This is a genomic window from Niallia sp. M35 (genome assembly GCF_050971705.1).
GTDB lineage: Bacteria > Bacillota > Bacilli > Bacillales > Cytobacillaceae > Niallia > Niallia circulans_A.
Genome location: NZ_JBPCEP010000001.1, coordinates 390,701 through 416,021 on the forward strand (window position 1 = coordinate 390,701; position 25,321 = coordinate 416,021).

At 33.9% G+C, this 25,321-nt stretch carries 26 protein-coding genes, 3 pseudogenes and 1 other annotated feature; of the genes and pseudogenes, 24 read left to right on the forward strand and 5 right to left on the reverse strand.

The genetic code is table 11. The annotated features are described in order from the left end of the window. Positions 1-191 precede the first annotated feature (191 nt). From NiCM35_RS01865 to NiCM35_RS01955, 19 genes and pseudogenes are all read left to right on the forward strand, one after another. Complete coding sequence (locus NiCM35_RS01865; protein ID WP_433778421.1) at positions 192-959, forward strand: MerR family transcriptional regulator; 768 nt, start codon at positions 192-194, stop codon at positions 957-959. 228 nt (positions 960-1,187) lie between these two features. Then, on the forward strand, positions 1,188-1,652 hold the full coding sequence (locus NiCM35_RS01870) for a VanZ family protein (protein WP_123257548.1): 465 nt from the start codon (positions 1,188-1,190) through the stop codon (positions 1,650-1,652). A gap of 74 nt (positions 1,653-1,726) precedes the next feature. Next, positions 1,727-2,038: a hypothetical protein gene (locus tag NiCM35_RS01875; protein ID WP_123257549.1), complete on the forward strand. Its 312-nt coding sequence runs from the start codon at positions 1,727-1,729 to the stop codon at positions 2,036-2,038. Positions 2,039-2,333: 295 nt separating this feature from the next. Then, complete coding sequence (locus NiCM35_RS01880; RefSeq protein ID WP_433778423.1) at positions 2,334-2,594, forward strand: hypothetical protein; 261 nt, start codon at positions 2,334-2,336, stop codon at positions 2,592-2,594. Between the two features lie 340 nt (positions 2,595-2,934). Then, complete coding sequence (locus NiCM35_RS01885; RefSeq protein WP_095328325.1) at positions 2,935-3,363, forward strand: VOC family protein; 429 nt, start codon at positions 2,935-2,937, stop codon at positions 3,361-3,363. Between the two features lie 54 nt (positions 3,364-3,417). Then, positions 3,418-3,732: a DUF3892 domain-containing protein gene (locus NiCM35_RS01890; protein WP_123259532.1), complete on the forward strand. Its 315-nt coding sequence runs from the start codon at positions 3,418-3,420 to the stop codon at positions 3,730-3,732. A 251-nt stretch (positions 3,733-3,983) separates the two neighbouring features. Further along, on the forward strand, positions 3,984-4,190 hold the full coding sequence (locus NiCM35_RS01895; protein ID WP_433778426.1) for a hypothetical protein: 207 nt from the start codon (positions 3,984-3,986) through the stop codon (positions 4,188-4,190). A 128-nt stretch (positions 4,191-4,318) separates the two neighbouring features. Beyond that, positions 4,319-4,588 (forward strand) — a binding site (T-box leader). 81 nt (positions 4,589-4,669) lie between these two features. Continuing rightward, on the forward strand, positions 4,670-6,130 hold the full coding sequence (lysS, locus tag NiCM35_RS01900; RefSeq protein WP_433778428.1) for a lysine--tRNA ligase: 1,461 nt from the start codon (positions 4,670-4,672) through the stop codon (positions 6,128-6,130). Between the two features lie 322 nt (positions 6,131-6,452). Further along, positions 6,453-7,034 (forward strand): annotated as a pseudogene (locus NiCM35_RS01905) (kinase). Positions 7,035-7,273: 239 nt separating this feature from the next. Next, complete coding sequence (locus NiCM35_RS01910) at positions 7,274-7,825, forward strand: GNAT family N-acetyltransferase (RefSeq protein ID WP_371471095.1); 552 nt, start codon at positions 7,274-7,276, stop codon at positions 7,823-7,825. Positions 7,826-8,026: 201 nt separating this feature from the next. Further along, positions 8,027-9,250 (forward strand): MFS transporter, encoded by a 1,224-nt coding sequence (locus NiCM35_RS01915; RefSeq protein ID WP_095328330.1) that lies wholly within the window; start codon positions 8,027-8,029, stop codon positions 9,248-9,250. Positions 9,251-9,521: 271 nt separating this feature from the next. Beyond that, entirely contained in the window at positions 9,522-10,439 is a 918-nt protein-coding gene (locus NiCM35_RS01920; RefSeq protein WP_095328331.1) for a DNA/RNA non-specific endonuclease, read from the forward strand. 913 nt (positions 10,440-11,352) lie between these two features. Beyond that, the gene (locus tag NiCM35_RS01925; protein ID WP_163188275.1) at positions 11,353-11,823 is read left to right on the forward strand and encodes a DinB family protein; all 471 of its coding nucleotides are present in this window, start codon (positions 11,353-11,355) and stop codon (positions 11,821-11,823) included. 236 nt (positions 11,824-12,059) lie between these two features. After that, complete coding sequence (locus NiCM35_RS01930) at positions 12,060-12,431, forward strand: hypothetical protein (RefSeq protein WP_171509568.1); 372 nt, start codon at positions 12,060-12,062, stop codon at positions 12,429-12,431. A gap of 318 nt (positions 12,432-12,749) precedes the next feature. Beyond that, positions 12,750-12,926, forward strand: coding sequence for a hypothetical protein (locus NiCM35_RS01935; RefSeq protein ID WP_163188258.1), 177 nt, complete (start codon positions 12,750-12,752; stop codon positions 12,924-12,926). 848 nt (positions 12,927-13,774) lie between these two features. Continuing rightward, positions 13,775-14,854, forward strand: a complete 1,080-nt coding sequence (locus tag NiCM35_RS01940) for an ankyrin repeat domain-containing protein (RefSeq protein ID WP_433778432.1) — start codon at positions 13,775-13,777, stop codon at positions 14,852-14,854. A 419-nt stretch (positions 14,855-15,273) separates the two neighbouring features. After that, positions 15,274-15,723: pseudogene (locus NiCM35_RS01945) on the forward strand (GyrI-like domain-containing protein); the annotation flags it as partial. 204 nt (positions 15,724-15,927) lie between these two features. Beyond that, positions 15,928-16,401 (forward strand): GNAT family N-acetyltransferase, encoded by a 474-nt coding sequence (locus NiCM35_RS01950; protein ID WP_172860335.1) that lies wholly within the window; start codon positions 15,928-15,930, stop codon positions 16,399-16,401. Between the two features lie 166 nt (positions 16,402-16,567). Next, positions 16,568-17,011 carry an ASCH domain-containing protein gene (locus tag NiCM35_RS01955; RefSeq protein WP_095328339.1) on the forward strand — a complete coding sequence of 148 codons (444 nt, stop codon included), beginning with the start codon at positions 16,568-16,570 and terminating at the stop codon, positions 17,009-17,011. Between the two features lie 395 nt (positions 17,012-17,406). Here NiCM35_RS01955 and NiCM35_RS01960 read toward each other — a convergent pair whose 3' ends face one another. After that, the gene (locus tag NiCM35_RS01960; RefSeq protein WP_433778435.1) at positions 17,407-17,946 is read right to left on the reverse strand and encodes a PadR family transcriptional regulator; all 540 of its coding nucleotides are present in this window, start codon (positions 17,944-17,946) and stop codon (positions 17,407-17,409) included. Further along, positions 17,943-18,785, reverse strand: coding sequence for a sialate O-acetylesterase (locus NiCM35_RS01965; RefSeq protein WP_095328341.1), 843 nt, complete (start codon positions 18,783-18,785; stop codon positions 17,943-17,945). The genes NiCM35_RS01960 and NiCM35_RS01965 overlap by 4 nt, the downstream gene beginning before the upstream one ends. Positions 18,786-19,367: 582 nt before the next feature. Between NiCM35_RS01965 and NiCM35_RS01970 the strand changes: the two genes are divergently transcribed. From NiCM35_RS01970 to NiCM35_RS01985, 4 genes and pseudogenes are all read left to right on the forward strand, one after another. After that, entirely contained in the window at positions 19,368-19,910 is a 543-nt protein-coding gene (locus NiCM35_RS01970) for an alpha/beta fold hydrolase (protein ID WP_433778437.1), read from the forward strand. After that, positions 19,861-20,199: an alpha/beta fold hydrolase gene (locus tag NiCM35_RS01975; protein ID WP_433778439.1), complete on the forward strand. Its 339-nt coding sequence runs from the start codon at positions 19,861-19,863 to the stop codon at positions 20,197-20,199. The genes NiCM35_RS01970 and NiCM35_RS01975 overlap by 50 nt, the downstream gene beginning before the upstream one ends. Positions 20,200-20,389: 190 nt before the next feature. Next, complete coding sequence (locus tag NiCM35_RS01980) at positions 20,390-20,965, forward strand: hypothetical protein (protein ID WP_433778480.1); 576 nt, start codon at positions 20,390-20,392, stop codon at positions 20,963-20,965. 192 nt (positions 20,966-21,157) lie between these two features. Next, positions 21,158-21,379: pseudogene (locus tag NiCM35_RS01985) on the forward strand (SDR family oxidoreductase); the annotation flags it as partial. Positions 21,380-21,880: 501 nt separating this feature from the next. On the opposite strand, the gene pdxR reads toward NiCM35_RS01985, so the two are convergent. Next, positions 21,881-23,278 carry a MocR-like pyridoxine biosynthesis transcription factor PdxR gene (pdxR, locus tag NiCM35_RS01990; protein WP_433778441.1) on the reverse strand — a complete coding sequence of 466 codons (1,398 nt, stop codon included), beginning with the start codon at positions 23,276-23,278 and terminating at the stop codon, positions 21,881-21,883. A gap of 146 nt (positions 23,279-23,424) precedes the next feature. On the opposite strand from pdxR, the gene NiCM35_RS01995 reads away from it, so the two are divergent. Next, complete coding sequence (locus NiCM35_RS01995; RefSeq protein ID WP_123257558.1) at positions 23,425-23,949, forward strand: ECF transporter S component; 525 nt, start codon at positions 23,425-23,427, stop codon at positions 23,947-23,949. Between the two features lie 107 nt (positions 23,950-24,056). Here NiCM35_RS01995 and NiCM35_RS02000 read toward each other — a convergent pair whose 3' ends face one another. Beyond that, positions 24,057-24,833, reverse strand: coding sequence for a phosphotransferase (locus NiCM35_RS02000; RefSeq protein ID WP_433778443.1), 777 nt, complete (start codon positions 24,831-24,833; stop codon positions 24,057-24,059). A 163-nt stretch (positions 24,834-24,996) separates the two neighbouring features. Then, a complete protein-coding gene (locus NiCM35_RS02005; RefSeq protein ID WP_095328347.1) occupies positions 24,997-25,176 on the reverse strand; it encodes a hypothetical protein in 180 nt (59 codons plus the stop codon). Positions 25,177-25,321 lie beyond the last annotated feature (145 nt).

Consider the following 25,321-nt stretch of genomic DNA (forward strand, 5'->3'; position numbering starts at 1 on the left):
TGGATGAGAGCCATTCAGAAAGTGGGGTTTATTTGTTGTTAGAAGAAGTATATCCACAGTCTATAAGCTGGGGAATTTTTAACTTATTCCCCAATAGCCAACCATTAGGTAGAATTTTTCCAAATCTCCCTTGAACCTCCAGTTACTTGAGGAGTTATAATGAGATTAAACTTTGAATAGGGGGAATTTTAATGGACAAAAATAACAAGTTTTCGATTGGGGAATTCTCAGAAAAGACAGGAGTATCAATTCCTACATTACATTATTATGATGAGATTGGTATATTACGACCCGAAAAGAATCCATCATCCGGTCACCGAATTTACAATTATCAGGATATTGTAACCTTACAGAAAATTCTTAGCCTGAAATTTCTAGGATATAGTCTAGATAATATTGCTAATTTGTTATATGAATCAAGTTTTACTGCTGATTTGAATGAAAGTTTGTCTCTCCAATTGCAAGTGTTAGAAAAAGAACAAGAACAAATTGAACAATCCATAAAATCTATTAAAAGAGTAATTAAGCTAGTCAAGGAAGAAGGAGAAGTAGATAGTGCTGTTTTATTTAGCCTCATTCATAGCATGCGTACCGAATATATCCAAGAAGAGTGGATGGAGCGTCATATGTTAACAGATGTTGTTGAAGAGCTATCAAAGAAATCGGAAGAAGATAAAATCACTTTAGATAAAACATATATTCAGATGTCTAAAAAAGTAAAACGATTATATGGTAAACCAGTAGAGGATCCAGAAGTCCAAGAAATGATAAAGACCTATATAGAAGCATCCTTGGCATTTCTTGGGGAGGATTTGATGCAAAAGCTGGCTGATACTAATATGGAAGAGCTTGATATTCAAGAAATTGAAAATATGACACCATCTCCTTTTACAGAAGAAGAACAACAATGGATTAATCAAGCAATGGAATTTTATATGAAGCAAGAAGAATTGGAATAGATAGATTTAACCTTGAAGTTAGAGAGAGAGAACTATTAATAGGGTATGCTTGCGGGATTTAACAGGTCTTTCCTTAAATAAAAGGGAAGCCTTTTTTTATGCTGGAATAAACAAAAAAATATTAGTAGAGGTAAAACTTCCCTTGGTTGAGAATCGTCTAATCATTGAAAGAGAGTAAATAAAGGGATGTACCAGCTTACAAAACATAGAAAAGTAATGGAGGGGAAAATGAAGAAAATAGGAAAAGTAGTTTTAAAGATAAGTTTCGTGTTTTATTTATTAGCACTAGTTTATTTATTATTCTTAGGCACAAGAGCGATCTTCTGGTCAGATATATCATGGATAGAATATATAAAATACTCATCCAATTTTGTCCCATTTAAAACGATCACTACCTATATTCTAGCAATGTTTAACGGAAGTATGAATATGTATATACCTATCGAAAATCTTTTTGGTAATTTTATGATGTTCATGCCAATGGGTATATACTTACCTTATTTATTCAAGCATTTAAACAAATTTAGCAAATTTATTATTTCGATGTGTTCCTTACTAATAGTTATTGAAGTAGTACAAGTAGTTACAAGATTAGGGAGTTTCGATATTGATGATTTTATCTTAAATATGTTAGGTGCATGGATAGGATATGGTATTTGGAAAACAAAAGTTGTCCAATATGTACTTAAATGACTTATGTTGAAGAAGGAGTACAACGAGAGAACAAAGAATATAAAAGGCGAGAATTTACAAGGGGATGATGTACGATGGAAGGGATACTGCAATCATTTTTAGAAGCGGAAATTTCAGATCAAGAGTTTTATGACGGCATTATTGATTTTATTTATAATGGCAATATAAGATGTGGAGAATATGAATGCAATGAATTTGTCATTCGGAAAATGGATCTTTTAAATTTCGTCGTTTATGTAGAGTATGTTATAGATGATAAGAGAGAAATTCACGGGTCTTTTTCTATCGCTAAAAATAAATTACTTCAAGCTATTAATGAATATGCACGAAAGCAAGGATTTGCCATAAGAAATTTCGAAGGTTATCCTAAACATAAAGGACATTGATCTAAAAAAGATTAATGTCCTTTTCATTTGGATGTTTTATGGAAGAAAAGAGACGGTTTAGTAAAATAAAAGCAAGGTGATAAAAGGAGGAATGTTGTGAATTATAAAATATGGACTGTAAGAAATAAATCAATGGAGGCATAGTAAAACCCTCACTAATATTGCTATTGAAAAATGCTGGGATTTTTTCTTGTCCTTATAAAGATGATGGTCATCATATGTTAGTAGTTCAAGATAGAGCAAACATTTGGAATTTCCCAGGGGGCAGACAGGAATTAGGAAAGGAATGTGCGAAATGAGAAACACAAGAAGAAATCGGTCTTTATATTCATCAACTTACGGAGATTTTTATTTCGGACATACTAAGTGGAAGGGCTATTTCTATTTTGCAGCGTCTGTTGGTAGAATACCTTCGATAAATGAAATGGATAAAATAAAAGGGTTTAGATTTATAAATAGTAATGAAAAGGTTAATTTTCCAATTGAGTTATCTTCAGCAATAAAAACAGTATTAGCTAGTAATCTTGTCCACGATAAAATAACTAAATGGAATTAACGTTTAGGTGGTTTCCTTTAAATAAAAGGGAGCTTTTTTACGTTGCAATGGGACAGAATAGTGAAAATATTATTCAAAGCAGCGGGGAAATCAGCCAAACTAAAAAAATATCAGCCAAAGTAGCGGGAAAATCAGCCAAACAAACAAGAAATCAGCCAAAGTAGCGGGAAAATCAGCCAAACAAACAAGAAATCAGCCAAAGCAGCGGGAAAATCAGCCAAACTAAAAAGAAATCAACCAAAGCAACCAAATATCAGCCAAACCACATACAAAGAAGAGGATATATTTTCCTTTTCGCCGAATATAAAAGCAAGCTATTCTATCGAAAAGGAGAAAAATAATGAATACAATCATCCACAGAGTGGGAACAATTTATCTGCCAGTTGAAAATCCAGAATTAGCCTCAAACTGGTATCAAGAAAAATTAGGAGCAAGAGAAAATTTCAGAAATGAAGATAAAGCTATTTTAGATTTTGCGAATCAAAGTTTCTTTCTTGTTAAAGCAAAAAAAGGAGAAAAAGCAGCCTTTCAAGATGATGCAGGAAATGAGCATTTTTTTCTGACATTTGAAGTCGATGGGATAGACCAATTAAAGAAACTTCATTACTCCTTAAAAGAAAAAGGTGTTACGGTTGACGATATTGAGGATAGAGGACATCCAGGCAACAATTTTGTCTTTTACGATCTTGATGGAAATAAATTTGATGTGTGGAGTCAGTTAAGCCCGAGCTTTAAAGAAAAATACTTGCTTAACGATAGTGAAAGATAGATGATACATAATTCGAAAACTCCAGAGCATACTAATTTTTTGGAGGTGGCTGTAATGGATGAAAAAGACTATCAAAAAATTTACGATGATTATTTGCAGCAAGCAAGTAGCGAAGCTCAAATAGAAGCGGCCGAAGAAATCGATCCCAATATAGAACAAATTGTGGCTGTTCGTAAAAATGAGGATGATGATATTATTGCTTTTAAAACAAACAGTGGTAGAGAATTAGACTATAATACTGCCCTTGATGAAGCTAAAGCAGGAAAATTAGCGCATGTGGATGTTTTTCATAAATATGGCAGGGATATTATCCGTAGTGAACCAGATGGGATTAAAGAAAATAACTTAGATAATTTGCCTACTTTTTAATAATTAAAAGAGAATATTCCAAGTGGATATTCTCTTTTAACATTTAAGGAGGAGAGAGCTATAAATATACATACATATATATTTAATTCAAAAAGAGAAAAAATAGCTATTACAGAAGAGAAAGCAATAAGCATAGCAAATGACTATCAAGTGCGAAATAATGGCTATATAGATTAACGTATTATGATCATAATATAACATCAGAGGAAAACAATGATGATGTAGAATTAATATGGATTGGTCTCCTGCGAATGACGTTAGAATACTTGGAAAATGGCAGCGGAGAAACGAGTTATTTTATGAACGATCAGACTTGGAAAATGGAAAGAATCAACACAAAGCCAGAAAATCAAATATTGTTCAGTATCAGAAACAAGCAGGGGAAATTCGCAGTTCCAGAGCAAATGTTTCTAAAAGAATTACTAAAAAGTGGGGGAGAATTCACGAAATTTAAGTGAGTTATCTCAGCCAAATAGTATAACTGTTTTAGAGCCAGTAATAATGAAAATAAAAAAACTAGTATACTAGCTCTAACTATTGACTATAAATTTAATTTAAGGTAATATTTTCTAAAATAAATACGGAATAGTTGGCTAAGAAGAGAAGAGTAATTTTGATTCATTATTTAAAGAGAGCTCCAGCTGGTGAAAAGGGGTAATAAGAATCTTAATGAAAAAAGACTTGGAGCTTTCGCACGGATCAAAGAAACCCTCTTTGTGATACTGCGACGGGATCTCCCGTTATAGAGATAGGGTATAATCAATTTTTTAATTGCCGTACCCGAAGAGGTTGATATGGCAACATATCAATAAACTGGGGTGGTACCACGAAGTTAATAATAACTCTCGTCCTCAAGATGAATAATCTTGGGGGTGAGAGTTTTTTTATTTTATAAGTATAAGTAAATAATCCAATAAAAGGACTGGAGGGCCATAGAATGAGCCAGGAACAAACAACGCGGAGAATAGAAAAATTAGCGGCATTAAGATCAGAGGGAGTTTTCGTATATCCAGAAAGATTTGCGACAAATTATGAACTTTATGAAGCAGCTTTACTGGAGGATGGCACAGAAGCAGTGCGGGTGGCAGGAAGAATCATGGGGATTCGCCAGTTTAGTAAATTTAGCTTCCTGACGATTTCAGATATTCAAGGAAGTCTGCAGCTGCTTTTGAAAAAAGAAGAGGTCGGAGAGCAGTCAGCTAATGATTTCGCTTACTATTTAGATGTAGGAGATTTTATTGGTGTGGAAGGGAGAATGTATTCGACGAAAACAAAGGAAAAAACGCTGCGAATAGAAAAATATGTGTTACTAGGAAAAGCTCTGCATCCTCTGCCAGAAAAATGGCATGGGTTAAACAATGTAGAAACCCGTTATCGACAACGTTATTTAGACCTAATGATGACAAAGGAAACAAAAGAAAGAATGTTAACACGAACAAAGTTAGTGCGTGCGATTCGGAGATTTTTAGAAGAAAGAGATTTTCTAGAAGTGGAGACACCTGTGTTACAGCATACTTCTTCCGGGGCATTAGCTCGTCCATTTAGAACGTATCATCATGCATTGGATTCGGAACTAAATTTACGAATTGCACCAGAGACTTACTTAAAAAGATTAATAGTAGGAGGTTTTACAAAAATATTTGAGTTTGCTAAGTGCTTTCGAAATGAAGGAGTCAGTCCTCAGCATCTTCAAGAATTTACAATGGTAGAAGGCTATGCTGCTTATTGGAGCTATGAGGATACAATGGCACTTATGCGTGATCTACTTCTATATGTTCTGAATGAGACTTTTCAAACAACCGTTATTCCAGTCCAAGGAAAAACAATTGATTTTTCTTTAGACTGGAAAGTCGTCTCCTTTAGAGAGCTAATCCTCCAAGATACAGGCATTGATATTGATTTATATCCAAATGTAGATGACTTGTATGAAGAAACAAAGCGGAGAAATATCTATTTAGAACAAGACAATATCGAGACCTTAGGGAGAGGGAACTTTATCGATTTGCTATATAAAAAAATGTGTCGTCCGCAACTAATAGAGCCAACTTTTTTAATCAATCATCCTATTGATTTGTCACCCTTGGCAAGAGCAAATGATCATAATCCCGCAATTACGGATCGCTTTCAACTAGTAGTAAATGGGGTTGAAATTATCAATGCATATTCAGAATTAGTGGATCCTCTTGAACAAAGAAGAAGATTAGAGGCACAGGCTGTGTTGAAAAGCGGCGGTGATCTGGAGGCGATGGAAATGGATGAGGACTACCTATTGGCAATGGAATATGGAATGCCGCCAATTTCTGGTTGGGGATTTGGAATTGAACGGCTTTTAATGATATTAACGGACAGTGAGACAATTAAAGATTGTGCACTATTTCCATTAACGAAAAAAGTTTAATGGAATTTTACAAAAGAAAAGCTGTAAGCATACCTTTTTAGTAAAATAGCAATAGAGACCAAAAAGTTTTGGTCTCCATTGCTTTAGATTAGGAAATTTAAAACGCTTATTTAATTGAAGTAGGAGAGGTCAGCTGATAAAAAGAAAAATAATTGATTTCTAGATTGAAAAAAGAGATACCTAATAGGTGATATGTTTTCCAAAAAACTGGATGGAATCAGATTGGTCTGTTAAAATCTAATGAAAAAGAAGAATGAGAGAATGATAACAAATATAGTGAAACAGCTGTAAAGGAAAAGAGGGACTAATTTTGCAAGATCATATAAATGCTATCGCAGCAAGCATCCCAACACCCGCAAAAGGGAAAAGAGTTGTGGTTGGGATAGATGGGCTAAGCCGGTCTGGAAAAACAACCATAGTGAAAAAACTACAAGCATGTCTCCATGAAAAAGGATTTTCTGTAACAGTTTTACACTTAGATGATTATATTGTACAAAGAAATCGGCGTTATCATACCAGCTATGAGGAATGGCATGAATACTATCATTTACAATGGGATGTCCAAGCTTTACAAGAATCACTTTTTAAGAAACTATAAGATAAAACAGTATTACAGCTGTGTAAATATAATCCGGACTCTGATACCCACCAAATAGAAAAGATTTCCTTATTGCATACCGACTTAATCATAATGGAAGGAGTTTTCTTACAACGAAAAGAATGGAGAGAATTCTTCGATTTTATCCTCTATTTAGATTGTTCCAAGGAAACTAGATTTGCTCGAGAAAGCAAGGAAACACAGCAGAATCTAAATAAATTTAAGAATAGATACTGGAAGGCAGAGGATTATTATGTAAACACAGAATATCCCAAAGAACGAGCAAATATGGTGTTTAAAGTTTAAGGAAAAGTAGCGATTACATAATATGGAGACAAGATTGTGCAATCGATTTTTGCATAAGCGAGGCGGGGGATTACTTGAATATGATCTGATGTTGATTACTTCAATAGCTATTATCGATGTATAGTAAACATGGAGTATACGGGACAGTAGATTAGGTGCTTGTATGCCTTTTGCTAATAGTTACTTGGAGGATAATGAATAAGGTAAAGCACAATGATGTGCGGAAAGGGAGATATAGGATGACAGGTAATATAGAACAATTTGTTACACTACTTCCGGTAAACAAGAATATGCTGGCTGATTTTAAGCAGGAATTACACGAAGCCTTTTTAAAAGGGGTAAAAGATAGTTTTCCAGAGCATGACAATCCAACCGAAATAGCACCGGTTCCACCTGAAAAGGATGTTGACAAAATGCTCACAGAACCAGATGCAGAGATTTATCATCTCGTAATGAACGGAGAAAAGCTGGGTGGGGCAGTATTAAAAATTGATGAAGACACACAGCATAATGAAGTTGTATTTTTATATATGAATGCGAATGCACATGGAAAAGGTATCGGGACAAAAGCATGGCAAGCAATAGAGGCGGCATACCCAGAAACAAAAGTTTGGGAGCTATATACACCTTATTTTGAAAAACGCAATATTCACTTTTATGTGAATAAATGTGGTTTTCATATCGTGGAATTTTTGCATAGAGGTAACCCAGGCCCAGACTTTGAAGTGGATGAAACGAAACCAGATACAGAATATGAATTTTTCCACTTTAAAAAAGTCATGAAGAAGTAAGAGCGTAATTTTATAATTTAACTAAAAAGTTGACTATTTAGTTAAATTAACTTTCAGGTTATATAAAAGCTGCGTTTTTATGCGTTGGAATGGATATAATCTTTTGATATGTGTGTAATAAACAAAAAGAAGAAGGCAAAACTTGCATTTCCAATGATATAATCATAGGGTTGTTTTCGATTAATCAAGAGAGGAGATAGTATGAATAGTATACGTTTTTATAGTTTCTGGTTTGCTAAGACAAGCATAGCCTTAGCAGATGTCATTTACATTATGGTTATTACCACATACATATATCAAAAAACGGACTCTGCATTAATGTCTTCGTTGTTTCCTTTATTCAAAGCTTTGGCTAATTTAACTGCTGGTCTAACATCCCCATTAATTTATAGAAAGTTTGCTTTCGCTAAATTAATGGTAAAGTTTCAGGGGTTGAAGGCATTATTACTTACTTTTTTACTACTCGGTTTTTTGCCGATAACGAATCATATTTATGTTTTGCTGCTATTTATTTTAGTTATATCTTTTATGGAAGGATGGGGGAACCCATTACTTAACTCTGTTACACCTAAAATTGTATCAAAGGAAAATCTTGTGAGAGCTAACAGTTCTTTATCCATCACAACTCAATCTGTTCAAATAGCTGGTTATAGCTTTACAGGTTTTGCGGTAATAAATTGGGGGCATAATTCTACTTTGGCGTTTAATGTAGTATTGCTCTGGCTTTCTGTATTGGCTTTATATATTACATCAAAACATTTCGTTTCTAATATGGAAGTTCCTGTCGAAAATAAATCCAAGTGGGCGCTGATGAATGAAGGATGGAAGATTTTATGGCATAATCAGACGCTTAGAATGGTTACTTTAATGGATGTTATTGAGGGAATGGCAGGTTCCATTTGGGTTGGAGCAATAACATTGGTGTATGTAAAAGAAGCCCTAAACCAAGGAGAGCAATGGTGGGGTTTTATTAATGCAAGCTATTATGTTGGCGCTATTTTGGGGGGGATAATCACCATATTCATAGCTAAAACAATTCAGAAGCATTTGATATTTAGTATGGCGATTGGTTCGTTAGTATTTAGTATTTTTACTTTAATTTATGGGCTGACCAGTAGTCCTATATTGGCTCTTCTGCTTTGTATTGCAATGGGTCCAGCCTACCAAATAAGAGATGTGGCTCAACAAACTGCATTTCAAATAAATATTCAAACCATAGACTTACCCAAGGTGTTTGCATCCCAAAGTATTCTATTATCAACTGTTTCAGGTTTATCCATTTTTCTAATAGGTTTCATTGCTGACTTTGTTGGAATACGAGCCGTTTATATATTTGCCGCTATCTTAATCTTTATTTCTGCTTTATTATCGTTTACCTTAGTTAAGGTAAATAAAAAGAAATTTTCTACTGTGGATGTTAAGTAATATTAAATGGGGCAATTCCTGACTTGGAATAGTGCTTTTTTAATCATACTAAATAGCATCTTTTGTTGAATCGAAAAGCGAATACTAGTGAAACTTCTAATTAGAAAAAAATGTAATATCTCTCTTAATCTTTTACGTAATTGAACTGAGTATCTACTGTAATAATATTAAAATTGTAATATACTATTATAAACGGGTTAACATTGTTAATTCTGCTTTCGTCAAAAATTTCTAGAATGATTTATAAGAAAACACCATGAGGAGTCTTGACATGAAAAAGAAAATGAACTATTTAATCTTACTTTTAACTGCCATCTTTATAGTTGGTTGCTCCAACGTAGAAGATGTATCGAATACGGATGGGAATGCTAATTCACAAGAAGTAACTACTAAAAATAGTGAAAAAGAAAAAACATCGACTGGAAAACAAGTAGTAGAGGAAACGGTAACCCAATCAAAAAATGAACTGTTTAAAGGATACAAGCTTATTGAAGTGGATGGCGGTGATTTGTCTGGGCATCGTGAACCAAATGTTGTTGTTGACGTTGGATATGGGGATCGTGAATATTGGGCATTTACAAATAAGCATGGGCAGCTAGTCCGTGTCGTTGCTGAGAAAATCATTCTACAAGATGACAAAAATGAACCAGTAACATCGTCTGGCAGATACTACTCTGATGAAGCAAAGGTTCCTGGTGTCGAGAGAGCAGATTTAGATGAAGGACATATCATTGCAGATTCACTAGGCGGAGTGTCGAATGCTTATAATATTACCCCACAAGATAGTACGCTTAACCGCCATGGTGATCAAGCCTATATGGAAGACGCAATCCGTAAGGCAGGTGGAGCCACGAACTTTGAAGCCATCATCACCTATCCGAATACAGAAACGCAGATTCCTTCTAGATATCAGTATACCTATACTATAAAAGGAAATGTCATTAAGGATGAATTCGACAATATGAACCCTGATGAAGTAAATAAATCACTTGGATTAACTGGTAGTAAGTCTTCCGAGTCAACTACTTCAAAGGAAAAAGAGGATATTTCAACTATTGATACAAACGGTGATGGTCAAGTAACAATTAAAGAAGCAAAAGCAGCAGGATATAGCATGCCTATAACAAGTGATCACTGGCTGTACAAATATATGCGCGATAATGATAACGACGGTATGGTGGGGGAGTAAGCCGCTAGAACTTTAGGAGATTGGAAAACTCCTCTTATACTAGGAGGAATTATTTAAATTCAGGCATCGAAGTAAGAGATAAAAAGTCCGAATAATAACTATTGATTAACACGTAGTTGGTGTTGGTAAAAGTAGTAAGAGAAAATCGGACTCCGGTAGCGAAGGAATTCTATGTAAACACATATAAATCGAATGAACTTACGATGAAATGAGGAGCGTTAATTAAAAAATGCAGCTGATACTATCAGTTGCATTTTTTTGTCCTTTTAAGCATCTCTATCGTCATCCGATTTGTTTTATGGACAGCATGAAAATGAAAGTTGCTTCACTCATTTTTTGTGAGCTAACTTTTGCTATTAATATATCTAAAGGTAGAGAAGAATTTATTTTCTTTCAGATAAGTCTTCTATAAAAAGAGAGTTATCGAAAGTATGATAAATGCGTTTAAAACCTTTGGAAGAAATAAAATGCTCTAAAAAAGAGCTGTTAATATCATTTTCTGGTTATTTAAAGCAAAGATTTAAAGTCCTTCCATTGGAACGATTAGTTTTGCTATAATTTAAAAAATAAAAAACTATAAGGGACTCTCCTTTAATTAAAGGGAAGTATTTCTCATATTTTGCTGTAGAAGCAGGGGAGTTCAAGAAGAGACTATAGAGGATATAGAAACAATTGAAATTTTGGTTGATGAAAAGTCAGGAACCATTATGAATACAGAAGACACACATACGATTTATTCTTTCCCTATTAACACAATCAAAAAAATTAATGGGTTATTTCACTAATGGTTGCGATACTTTTACAAAAAGGTATCGCATTTTTTACTGAAGAGGGAGGTTAGTGGAAGAAGGAAATAATGACTTTATAGCGAAAGATATAATATTAAGCTAAATTAGGGGTGTTCAAAATATTAATAAAATTCTTTGTATATAACTGGCAAGTAAGAGATGAATGGTTTGACTGGTGTAATCAATTAACAACTGAAGAGTTATTAAAAAATCGTATTGGCGGAGTAGGAAATATTTTATTTACACTTTTCCATATAATTGATGTGGAATATAGTTGGATTCGTGGTATTCAAGGGAAAGAGGATGTAGTATTTCAGTTTGATGACTATCACACACTTGAAAAGGTTAAAACTCTTTCAGATAAATTACGGAATGAAATCGCTGAATTTTTGAAAAACACAGATGACTTGAAGGAACAGAGTGTCAGTGTCCCTTGGGATGAAAAAAAATATGCTGTGAATGATATTATTCACCATATTATTGCACACGAAATTCATCATATCGGACAACTTTCAGTTTGGTCGAGAGAATTAGAACTACAACCTCCATCTTCTAATTTTGTTGGCAGAGAACTAAAATTTGTTCATTTTTCTTGAACTATCGGGGCATTTTTTTTCATAGAAAGTCAATTTATATATTGAAACAACCGCACCAATTAAGGCATAGCCTTAATTAATAACGGAGCACTATAAAGGAACATGGAGAAGGAGGGAATTTTATCTTAGGAATAAAAAATTACAATCCCAAATTGTATGAAGAATCATTTAAAATCATAGCAGAATATAAATATAAGCTGGAATCTCTGAAAGGGCAAACAATAGAAGAACTATGGATGTCCTGGGATAGTATTAATGATGAATGGTTTAATGACCTGCCAGTAATATTAAAATTTAAAACTTGCCAGTTAGAACTATGTGCATACAAGACTAATCAATATGCTGTAACTTTTGATCACATTGACCTGTTACAAGAGATTAATTACTTTGGTAGAAAACTAGTTTGGAAAAAGAACAAATTGGTAGAGCTTAATAAATTTTTAAAGAAAGAAATAAATACTGTTGAAATTATTCAATGGATGGAACAATTGATTGGCGTCGGTTTTGAAACTAATGAAGGTTTTTTTGCAATATGTAATGGCTTAGATGAAAATGAAATTGTTACAAGAAAGCATATAGATCAGGATTACAAATATATCACTATATAGTTTACACAAAGGGGAACTTGCTTAAAATAGGTAGCATCATTGTAAGAAACTAAAGTAAGTGAAGAATTGTTCTTAAACTAATCGGGGCATTGATCCAAGACGGATGAATGCTTTTTTATTTATGCAGGCACTAAAGGGGGGGCTGGTTAATTAAATAGCTAGAAGGAATTTTAATTTACATTTCATTAGAATAATTGCTAAGGAATTCATGAATTTTGTGTTATAGTTTAAAATATAAGGGGAAAAATGGTGATTATTTTATGTTGATATCTTTAACAATAAATACTAAGTGAGGTAATAAATATGAGGAAAGCTTCAATGGCATCATTTTTAAAGAATTATATAGGATTAGCAGCAATTATGTTATTAGCTTACCTAGTTTTAGGACCAAATGAACATACATCCCTACCTTTTGTGCTACTTATGGGCATACCAATAACAGCATTCATGCTTTTTACTGGATTAGATGAAAAACTTAAAAAAATTTTCCCTTAAAATAAATGAAATGATCTTGGGAGGGGCAGTTGCTATAGGCAGCTGTTTTTTTTATGGTTTTAAGGGTCAACTTTCCTGTAATAAATAAAGTTGCGAATAACTATAATACGCTAATTCTTCAGGAAACTGATGTATTTATCAAGACGGATGAATGCAATTTTATCTATTAAGATATTAAAGAAGTAGGTTAGGGGATAAGGACTTCATCACTATTAGTGTGTAGTGGACTTAGATGATCCAGTTAAAATAACTTCTGACCAACTTTCAATAGAAGATGTGGAAAAGGTTGAAAATAGTGACTTCGACGGAGATTCAATTGCTCACCAGTGGGTGCTGCAATTCATTTATTTAATTAATATCGTGCGGGAGAAAATCAAATTTTATACTTATCTTTTATAAAGAATGAGATGAAGTTACATACAAATTCAACGAGTAATTGGACCATGGCTAGCACTCCGTTTTTCTTTTTATTATATTGTATTGGCGAAACGAAGCATTAATTACATAAAATATAGGAGGAATTCAAGGGAAGTTTTCTACTTACAAGTACAGATTTTACCTAAGAATATAGATGGAGTTGGAAAAGACGAATGCTGATATACAGAAAAAACTAGACAATGAGATTACCTTACTATCGAGATAGCATTCCTGCAATAAGTGAAATCTTGCTATTGGTAAAGATTTGTTAAATAACGGGAACTTTTTCTAAAACTAATCGTAGTAATACCTTGTTATAATCAAAAAAAGAAAAAATACCCCAATTTAACTATGTTTAAGTTTTATAATAATAAAAAAACAAAGATCCGGATAAGGTGTGTCATAAAATTTTGAGCTAAGGAGTGATAAGGTTGATCGTCTTGAGAGGTATTGGAAGGTTTCAGGAGCTGCCGGAAATGGCGATGCATATTTATAAAGGAAATATTCCGGCTTTAGAGGCGGAAATCGCAGCAGGCTGGGATATTGAGGAGGGTATCGTACTTAGTAAGCGTATTTCTCTTAGTCCGTTAGATCTGGCGCTAGTATTGCAGAAAAAGGAGGTTATAAAGCTGCTGGTAGAGCATGGCGTTAACCTGAATGTTCATCATAATCCGGCTTTTTTGAGAGCTGTACGTTATTGCGGGGAGGATATCGTCCGTTACATTGCAGTGCAAGGAGCTGAGATGGACAAGCATAATCAAACGGGGTCGGGTGCATATTCAGAAGCCTATTATGGCAACAAAAAAAACATCCCGCTTATTCATGAGCTGGGATTAGATATTAAGCTGTACGGCGGTGCCATCATACGTGAAGCTGCATCGGACCATGACCTGAAGACACTCAAATATTTGCTCGATCATGGGGTGGACATCAATTATAATCAACCGGATATGGTCTATCCTTATCAAGCTACTCCATTAACGGTGGCTGCTCGTATGGGGAATATGGGCATGGTTAAATTTTTGATTGAACACGGCGCAGATGTTACTAAAGCGGAAAAAGACGGCGATCGGCCATATACGATTGCGGTCAGCAATAAGGATACGGTCATGGCTAATTATTTGAAATCGCTGGAGCCGGCTGAATTCCATGATCCAGCGAACAAGAAAAATGAGCTTAAAAAATATAAATTACCCGATGAACTGGTCTGCTTTCTTACAGGAAATCAGCTACGCATTGAGCTAGCGCAAAATGAATATGAAATCGAGTATATAGATTTTTTTACGCTGAACGATACAATTGAGATAAAAATCGGTAGACAAAAGCTGCTTCGTCTTTCAGCTGATATCGACAATTACTCTGACCTACAGTTGGTTTGGAACCCAAAGAATAAAGGCCTGATAGGATGTTATGATGTAGAGCATCAGACGTATCTGGATTTATGCAGCTTTACAGAGTTCCTCGAACAGCCTGAATTGTACCTAATAAAGTATCTTGAGGGAGAATTGTAAAGATAAGAAGGATGGAAGATCAGATGAAGATTTTAGCCAAGAGAACAGATGGTATTTTTTTCTTTTTTCTATAGATTATAATTTAGATTTTCTTGAACTTCAATTGATGTGATCTACCTTTATCTTGTTAAGCTAACGGGGCAGCATTCCTGTAATAAGTGAAAGCTTACTCATGTAGAAACGAAGCAGGTTAGTTTTATGTAGTTCAGGGTTCTGCGTAAAATTACACAAGAGCAACAGGGGAGATATTAAATGATTAAAGGAATATTGAATTTAAGCGAACCATAGTTAAAAAGTACGTAGAACTTGCTGTACGAGCTGGTGTAAATTAAAAGGAACTTGGGCAGATGGGAAAAATCCGATGAAAAATTGGGAATGTCACAATAGAGCCTTCGAGACTCGAAGAAAAATCCTAAACGATTGGTATGATGAAAAGAGTTCCAATTATTTTTGAAGGGAAAAACCCGGAAATACAGCAATGTGGAAATCTTTGACTATGGAAAAAATAGATCAATTAAAAAACTCTCTAATGTTGAATCTAAAGGTATGATTCAAGCATCTACAAACTTTTCTGATGGACGTATGGAAGAAAAAGGAGAGCTTGATCAGTATATAGGAGTAGCAGCAACAGAAGAATGTCCTGAAAACTTTTCAAAACTTGAAGTTCCTGCATTAACCTAGACGATATTTGAATCAACGGGAGCTTTTCCTAGTACTTTACAGGAAACTTGGGGGAGGATTTTTTCTGAGTGGTTTCCATCTTCTAATTATCAAGTAACAGAAGGACCCAAATCTTGTCGATTAAAACCAAAGATTTAACTTCACCATTTGTGAAAAGCGAAATTTGGATTGCAGTTTTAAAAAAATAATTTTATTTTTTAGATCAAAGAGCTGCTTGGGTCAGCTCTTTTTTCTTAAGAGATGGAATGATTGTGAGTGCGATACCTCAACAAAGAGATATCGTATTTCTTGCTAAAGTAGGATAGTTGATTAAATTGAATAATAGATGTGCTAGAATTGGTAATAAGTGTGGGATTGGGTAAATATAGCATACAAGTGTAGGGGGATTAAAAATGAAGATTCGTTCAGTAAACAGTTTAGATTACTATGAAATCTCGCCATTACTAAATCAATGGTGGGGGGGAAGACAAATGGCTGATAAGTTACCAAAGCTCTTTTTTGATCATTTTACAGATACAAGTTTTATTGCTGAAAAAGATGGGGAAATAGTGGGGTTTCTAATTGGGTTTTTATCACAATCACAGCCTGAAGAGGCATATATTCATTTCGTTGGAGTGCACCCAAAATATAGAAAACACAATGTAGGAAAAACACTCTACAATAAATTTTTTTATGTGGTTAAACAAAAAGGTGCTAGTATAATCCGTTGTGTAACCTCACCTATTAATAAAATTTCAATTTCCTTTCATACTAATATGGGTTTTGATATTGAACAAGGAAATGCAGTCGTAGATGGAGTTACTGTTTATAAGGACTATGACGGACCAAATCAAGATAGAGTTTTATTTAAAAAGAATTTACAATAAATTTGGGAGCTCATAGAACTATCGAGGAATTAATCCATGAAGGATTTACCTTTTTTTGCTATGGTACGAACGGAGCAGGTTGGTGCAAGAAGGATAATTCAAAGTAACCTAGAATAAGTATTTAGATTAAAGGAGTTAAAATATTAATAAAGGAAGAAGTAGGAAAATGAATAACAGAGTTAATGAATTTTGGAATCAATTTTGTATAGACACCCAAAAAGAAGGGGTTCAATATAAAGATGCTACTCAATTTGGTGCTTCGGCTGATTGGTTAGCAGAATTAGTTGTAAATGGAAAAAAGACAGCTACAACTTCGGGTTATGTGTTTTACGAAATTGAAAAAGAAGCTATTCCTAAAGTTGGTGAATATTATATTATTTTAAATGGTAAGGAAAATCCAGTTGCTATTATTGAAATTGAATCAGTTCAAATTGTTCCAATGAATGAGGTAACCGAGGAATTTGCTTTAGCCGAAGGTGAAGGTGATTATCAATTCTGGTGGGATGCTCACGAGAAGTTCTTTACAGAATTATTAAAGGAATATGATATAGCATTTACACAAGATATGTTAGTTGTGTGTGAACGATTTAAAAAGGTATATCCTAAATAAGCAATTAAATGATATAGAATAATAAGTAACTTTTAATTTAATAGTTGTACCCTATTCCTAAAAACAAGTTGAATATAGCAACTTGTTTTTTATATTAAAAGTTTAGCACTCCTGTTATAAATAATTTTCTTGTACCACAAAACGGGCAGCCTCAGTTCAACAGTGATTTTTAACTAGTGTTCAACAATCGGGCTATATTCAGGAATACTATATTGTGAATATACTATTAAGTATTGTGTTAGTTTAATTGTTGCCTTAGCACATTCATTTTCTGATGTTAGTTTAGAAGTAGTTAGCCAGAACGTAACTGTAAAGTTGCTGGACTACAAAAAATTACATGAAAAATCCCGTATCAATTTTACTAAGTAATATTGATACGGGATTTTAGTGTTTATTTACACAGTTGCTTCTTCTATGTCTGCTTTCAATTCTTTAAACCATTTTAAGTTCACTAAATGGTGTGAACGAGAATTTTCGTTCATGCGACGAAAATAATCAATTTTACCATGTAATTCTTTAGTGATAGCTAGGTATTCATCGAGAAGAGCAATTCTGGCTTCAGTTTGATCAATTTGTGATTGGATTAATTCTAATAATTTATTTTTATCGAATTCATCTGCAAAGAGTAACGACCCATAGAATTGTAAGTTTACATACTCGGATTTAGTCCCATATTTGACCATTAATTTATCGAATTCTTCTCTTCCTAAAGACGTGATTTTAAAGGGGTGCATTTCACGCCCGTTGTTTGGACTTATTTGATGTGTTTGTTCAATCAAGCCTTTTTCTTCAAGTTGTTGTAAATTGTAATAAAATGATCCTTTAGTGAAGTTAACGATATATTTATAGTGTCGTTTTTCCATTAAACTTAATAGTTCGTATCCATGAGCGCCAGGGTTTTGAATAAGTAAGCCAAGGATAAGTAAGGGAATCAAGGGCGCATCACCTTCGTCATTTGGGCTTCAAATTCAGCGTATGTGATTTTACCTAGAGTCAAATTCATACTGTGAATATAAATTTGTTCTGTTTTTGAATAGTTATTGTTTATTTTTAGTGATTGATTTTCATCTGAAAGAGGCTCTAAGATATGACATTTTTTCGAAAATGCTTCGAAGTAGCGATAACCGAATTTTCGTTGAGAAACGGCGTTCAAATGAATACCATCTGGATTGGCAGTTAGACCTTTTGCTGATACAAAATAACAATTTTGCTGCTCGTGAGCGAATCGACGTAATTGGTCGTTTATTTCTTGAAACTCTGATGAGTACTTTCCGAAACCAGATTTTCCTAGAAAATCACCAAGCTCACCAATGATTAATGGAACATTTTGAAGGTTTAATTCTTTACGTAAAGTTTCCATGATAAGAGATAACTTTTCATAATACGTTTCATGTAGAGAATTATTGCTATCACTTTCACCTTGATGCCAGAGGATGCCACAAATTTCACTAGTTTCAAGTGCAAATCGAGCTTCAGATAAAGCATGTTGAAAAAGAATACCCTGCGGATGCCAATCGTTCAAAGAACTGCCACCTTCCGCACAAGGAATCAAACCAATTTCTTCATCCGGGTTGGCATTCGACCAAGCCTGTGCAAAAGATGCTGCTAGACTTACACCAGCAACAGGGCGGTCATAATTAATAGGCTCTGTCATCATTTGCCACTGACCGTTGCGAAGCATTTTTATTTTTTCATTATAGATAGGTTCTACCTCATGCAAGAATCCGCGACCTGCCATATTCGATTGACCTAACATTAAAAAAGATTTTATCATTTAAATTTCAATCCTTTACATAATAGTCGATAGTCTAATTAGATTTCCATATTATATAGTCTAATTAGACTAACGTCAACACACTATTGCTAGTGAATTTTTAATTACGAATTAATAAAGAACTGCCAGCGTTCTAATACCTATTGAAAGAAAATATTGAGCAGCACTAATAAGGTCAAATTTCTTTTATAAAATATAGATCATTACTTTATTGATTAAATAAGCTTGAGGAAGAAGGATATTAAAAATATGGATTTAAAATTAAGTTGGAAGGTTTGTAGAAAAATGAGGAATATTTTGGTTATTCTAAACCAGTAAAAGGTATTAAAATAAGATTTATGAATTGAAAAACATCAAAGTACAGGGTGCGATTATCATCTTCCACAATCAGGCACTAAAAGGACAGGTTAAGAAGGAAAATGATAAGATATAAAAATAAGTTGAAAGGTGGGAAGTAATGAATACTATTTTAGAGGATTTATTAGAGCTTAAAGAGATAAATGTTGAACATAGATAGACTGATTAGTTCGAATAATATAAAAAATTAGTTGTATTTTTAAAAAGTAATACTGGAGGGGGATTATGAATAGAGGTTGGCAAGATTATGTTCTAGTGAATGACAGAAAAATTTTTATAAATGTAGTAGGCGAAGGAGATGCTATTATTTTTCTTCATGGTGGTCCTGGTAGTAATCATAAATTCTTTCTTCCTCATGTACTACCATTATCTAAGAATTATAAACTTATACTTTATGATCAAACTGGTTGTGGTAAATCGGAACATTTATTAAATAACGAATATTCAATGGCTGATGAAGTAGAAACATTAGAGATGTTGAGGAAAAAACTGAAGTTAGATAAGATACATTTATTTGGTGAATCATGGAGCTCTATACTTGCACTTCTTTATGCCACTGAGTACCCTGAAAATGTAAATAAATTGTTTTTAACGGCTGCAATTGGTATTAGTTCCAGCGGTTACAGACAATTCTCCAAAGAATTATTAAAAAGAATGTCAATACTAGATAAAATTAAACTTTTCATAATCCATAATAGAATGAAAAAAGGTAAGTCTGATGACAGAAATGTTGAAAGTTATCGATCCTTATCATGTATATTCATATGACAACATTCAGAAAAAAGATCAATCACCCATTAATAATATAGTAAATAATCGAATAGGTGATGACATTAGAAATAACTATAATTTAATTCCCAAAATCAATAAATTATCAAAGATACCTATTATTGTAGTACAAGGAAGTGATGATATTTTAAACCCAAAGAGGATAAAGGAGCTGCTTTTAGATTATATTCCTCATGCTGAACTGATTGAGATTGAAAACTGTGGTCACTGGGCTATTATAGAGAATCCATCTGAACTTAATAGAATTGCAACTGAGTTTTTTCAATAACTTATAGTTGATTCACTGAACTGGAGATTATTTGCCCCAAAGAAGTATCTTAACTTTACGAACTAAAGGAGATTAGTTAAACAAGAAGATAAGGTATCATTGAGTTATATAAATCAATAAAGGAAGTGTATAAGTGTTTTATTTTTCAAAAAAGAAGAAAATACGAGGTTGGAAAAGACATAAAAGAAAAATCGAAAGATGGAAGCAAAATGCAATCAATTTAGATATGGACTACTTAAGGAATTATCAAAGACAATACGAAAAATTATGGATTCATCCTTTTTATAAATTAGAACGAAGAAACCCTCCTAATTGGTATCAAAGCCTTTTACTTGATGCAATGATCGAGGTTTACCTAGAGTGGCATCAAAAAATGAAAAAAGAAGAGGAAGACTTTTATTTGAAACTCTGGCTTTATGACCCTCATTTTATTAATTCACAAATTGTTGTCGCATATAGAAATTGTCTTGATTTTTATGATGAAACCTTCAAAAGAAGGCAAGCAAATAAGGGATTTCCATTTGATAAATTTCATTCTTTGAGAGACAAGTTAGAACAATTTGAATGGGATTTGCATATAGAGAGTGATTATTACGATGAAAATGACTTAAATGAATGGTTAGAAGAAGGTGCTTTAACCGAAAAAGAAGTATCAAGAATTAAGGGAAAAGCCTATGATGCCGTAAGAATTAAAGATGAAGAGGGGAGTTTCCTGCAATATAGTCTCGACAAGGGTGATGTTTGGATAGGGACTTTAAAGAGATGAAAATAATACGCTAGTTCTTCAGCTAACTGTTGCATTGATCCAAGGTGGAGGAATGCACTTTTATCTATTAAGGTGATAAAGGATGAGTTTAGTTCAATAACTATTTCTACATCACGAGATAGGTTCTGAATGCTTTTTAGGAAATAAAAAAACATCTACATCCTTTAAAAATATAGATGGTATATGTTAAATGAATCAGCCCCGTTAGGTATAACGGTCAAAACAATAAATCCAGGTCCAACTGATACTGGCTGGATGACAGAGGAAATAAAAACTCAATTAAAACCGATGTTTCCTTTTGGTAGAATAGGTGAGCCGAAAGATGTTGCAAAAACCATTAAATTTCTAGTGAGTGATGAAGCAGCTTGGATTACAGGTCGGATTATTCATTCAGAAGGTGGATTTAAAAGATAACCTATACAAAAAGACTCATATCCTGAAGCCTTTTGTTATATCAACATAGATATGAGTTTGTAAACTATTGTACTTAAAGTAAGAGGTGCTTTAGTTTAATAAACTAGGCTGTTACTTGCCATGGCTAAAGCTATATTATGCTAAAGTGCCAAAACCCACCATAACTCTTAAATAATGCGGTTCAAGGTGGGGCATTTTATTTTTTTTAGGAGAAAATGCTTTGGCTTTGAAAAAAATAGTAATCAAATTAAGTTACCTATGATGGCCTATCAAGTTACCGACGACTTTCTAGTAATGGCAGCTAATGTATCGTTCGATGGATTGTACTTATCGTATGAACGCTTAAATCATTAAACGTCTAAAACCATGCTAAATAAGGTCTAGACGTTTCTTTATTATTCAATAATCTAGTTAATAGAAAAATGAACACTACTTCTTAAATAATACTGTGCATTAGTATAAACCAAATAGAGAGTCTAGCTGGAGTTAGGACAAGCTAGATTATTTTGCCATTTCCCAGCATTGCATTAATTGATGAATGCATTCCTCGATTTTTTCTAAGGGGATGCCTCCAAATCCTAACAGGAATGTTGGATACTTATATTCGATTGGTTCTATCAGATAATCGCTTAAAGGATAAATGGAGATGTGGCTTTTTGCTGCGATAGCTTTTAACTCATTTTCACTTTTTTGCAAGGGAAGGGAAATTAAAATATGCATCCCGGCTTGATCTCCAGTGATGATGACTTCAGGATAATCTGTTTTAAAGATATGGGTCAGTCTATCAAGTTTTTTACGGTAAATTTTCCGCATCCGATTTAAGTGTTTTGAAAAATAACCGTCTCTCATGATGCTGGCTACTATATGCTGATCGAATCTAGGGACAGTTGCCGAATAATAACTAAATGTTTCCTTATATTTCTTCAGCAATGTGGAAGGCAAAAGAAAATAGGCCAATCGCAATGAGGGCATTAATGACTTGGTGAAGGTACTTAGATAAATCACCTTGTCGTTTTGGTCCATCCCGTGTAAGGCGGGAATGGGTTTACCGGTGTAACGAAACTCGCTGTCGTAATCATCTTCAATGATATAGCGAGTTTTACTTTTTGCTGCCCACTGCATTAACTGTGTTCTCCTTGTGGCGGAAAGAATCGCACCTGTCGGAAATTGATGAGAAGGTGTAATATAGACTACATTCGCCATTGTTTTTTCAAGCTGTTCCACTATCAATCCGTCTTCATCAACTGGAACAGGGATCGTTTTATTTTGCAGTTGAATTCTTGGGCTTGCTGAATAGCCAGGATTTTCAAGGGCTATGGTTGAATCTTTTTCAAGCAACCGTAAAATCATGGGGAAGAGTTGTTCTGTTCCTGAACCAATCACAATTTGTTCTGGCTTACATACAATCCCTCGTGATTGATAGAGGTATTTGGCTATTTCCGCCCGTAAAGTGTATTCCCCTTGTGGTTCTCCAATCTGTAGCAACTCCTTTGACGGTGTATCAAATAAATTTTTTGCATACTTTCTCCACTGGGAAAAAGGAAAGGAATCTGTATCGATTTTTCCAGGATGAAAGTCAATTCGGATCATTTCTTTCCCTGTATCCTCTATAGGCAACTCATCATGTTCTGTTTCAATATAAGGCAATTCATTTATATCCTCTACAAAAAAACCGATCCGTGGTTTTGAGACAATAAATCCCTCTGCAACTAGCTGAGCATATGCCACTTCGATGGTTGTTTGGCTGATATTTAAGAAATCGGCCAATTTTTTTTTGGAGGGGAGTTGCGTTCCAACTTCAATTTGTTGGCTTAAAATAGCAGATTTGATTCCCATATAAAGCTGCTCATATAAGGGTTTTGTTGTGTTTTTATTCAATTCAAACATAAGCATATCCATTCGGGAACTATCCTTTCTGACCATGTTATTTTTATAAAAATTGACACTTTTTATATTGTCAGATTTTATTATACTAGTAATCATGAAGAAGAGGATATTCTTTTTTTAACTGAAAAACAAATACTCGAAGGAAGAGGAGAATATGCATGTATACGACTAAACAAAACAAAACGAGAATTCTGGTTCTCAATGCACTTTTTATTACTTTAACGTTTCTTGCTACAATGTTTATCAACATCAGGCTGCCATTGATGGGAAATGGGGGGCTAATCCATTTGGGTAACGTGCCGTTTTTGATTGCTGCATTTCTTTTTGGCAAGAAATCAGGTGCGATTGTAGGCGCTTTTGGAATGGCTTTATTCGATATTATGTCAGGCTGGACATTATGGGCTCCATTTACATTTATTATCGTTGGTACTATGGGATATATAGCTGGACTTATCGCGGAAAAGATGCCCGGCAAAAAGTCTTTTGTATATATACTGGCAGTTGCAGTTGCCATGATCATCAAAGTTGTCGGCTACTATTTTACAGAAGTGATCCTTTATGGCAACTGGATCCAGCCATTCGGTTCCGTGCCAGGTAATATCATGCAACTTGTCATCGCCGGCATCATCGTCGTGCCACTTACAAAAGGGTTTGAGCAACGGATTCTTAAGAGTGTCCATTAAGAGTGCCTGGCACCACAAAAAGACAAAAGGTATTAAAATGTCCTTTCTGAGAGGACATTTTAATACCTATAAATAGTGTGCCACTCATTAACCAATTTGTTTTGGTATTAGAAAAATTCATACAAGCCTTCGTCAAAATATCGAAATTCATCTATGGTAATCTGATAGTGTTTATAGCCTGCATAAAACGCTTCTTTAAACTTTTTATTATGAACAAAGCTTCTAATGGCCAATGCTTCATTATAGCGAGGATCACCAACTGTCATGCCAGCGACATCAATGAACTTTGTTGCAGCACCATTCACAACAAGAACATTGTCTGTTGTGCAATCTCCATGTATAATCGTTTGGTTTATTGGCGCTGGCTTGTTATTTTTCAACAAAGTGAGAAGTTCAATGGATCCTTCTGTCCATCCTTTTTTTACATAATACTCTGCTTTTAGGAGACGTTCAGATAGCCATTCATTTGCATAATGGAAAGGATCCAATATTTCTGTAGTATGCAGTTTATGTAAAAGTCGGCCAAAGCTTTGAACTAAAGCACATTTCTCTGTGTCTGTTTTTGCTTGGTTTAAAGCTGCCGTTAAGGTAATCCCTTGTTCATAGGACATGATTAAATGACTGCTGGCTTGTTCCTTTAAAAAACCATAGTAATACGGAACAGGAATAAATTCTTTCCCGATTAACTTTTCTAAAACACTTGCTTCTGTCTGTAGCCAATCGCGATATTTTTCTTCAAAAGCACTTTTTAGTATATAGGTGCCACTTCTAGTTTCCACTTGATAAACGGTTGAGGTACTGCCTTGTTCAGCAACAAGAGAAATAGATGGAAGTGATCCAATTATTTTCTCTAGTTGCTTTAGTGGTAACTTCAATTCATTCACCAGCTTTCTATTATTCTATTTTTCATGGTCGAGAAAAGAGCAAAAGAAGAATGCTTGATAAATAGGTCACTAGAATAATTTATAATAATATTATTATGTTAACTAGTGTTTTGAGGATATTTTTTCAAGCATAGCCGCCAAAATGATGGAAGAGTGCAATAATTTATTGCACTCTTCCATCATTATCCTTTTTGCGAAACATATTTAAAAGCAAGTCACAGATTAGATAGACAATGACAAATGCAATAAAAACGTTGTACCAAAGAGTATCAATGTTTGTTAAGATTAATAGAAGACCTAAACCAGTAATCAAAATTTTTATCAATAAATGTAACTTATTCATTATGAAACACTCCTAACCATTTTTTTTAATAAAAGTAACCCCGTTTAAAAAAATTAGTAGTAATAACTCTATCAAAGAAAAAACATAAAGAGCTAAAAATAAATCAAAGTAGAATTCTCCTTTAGGAATAAATTCCGTCTTATCT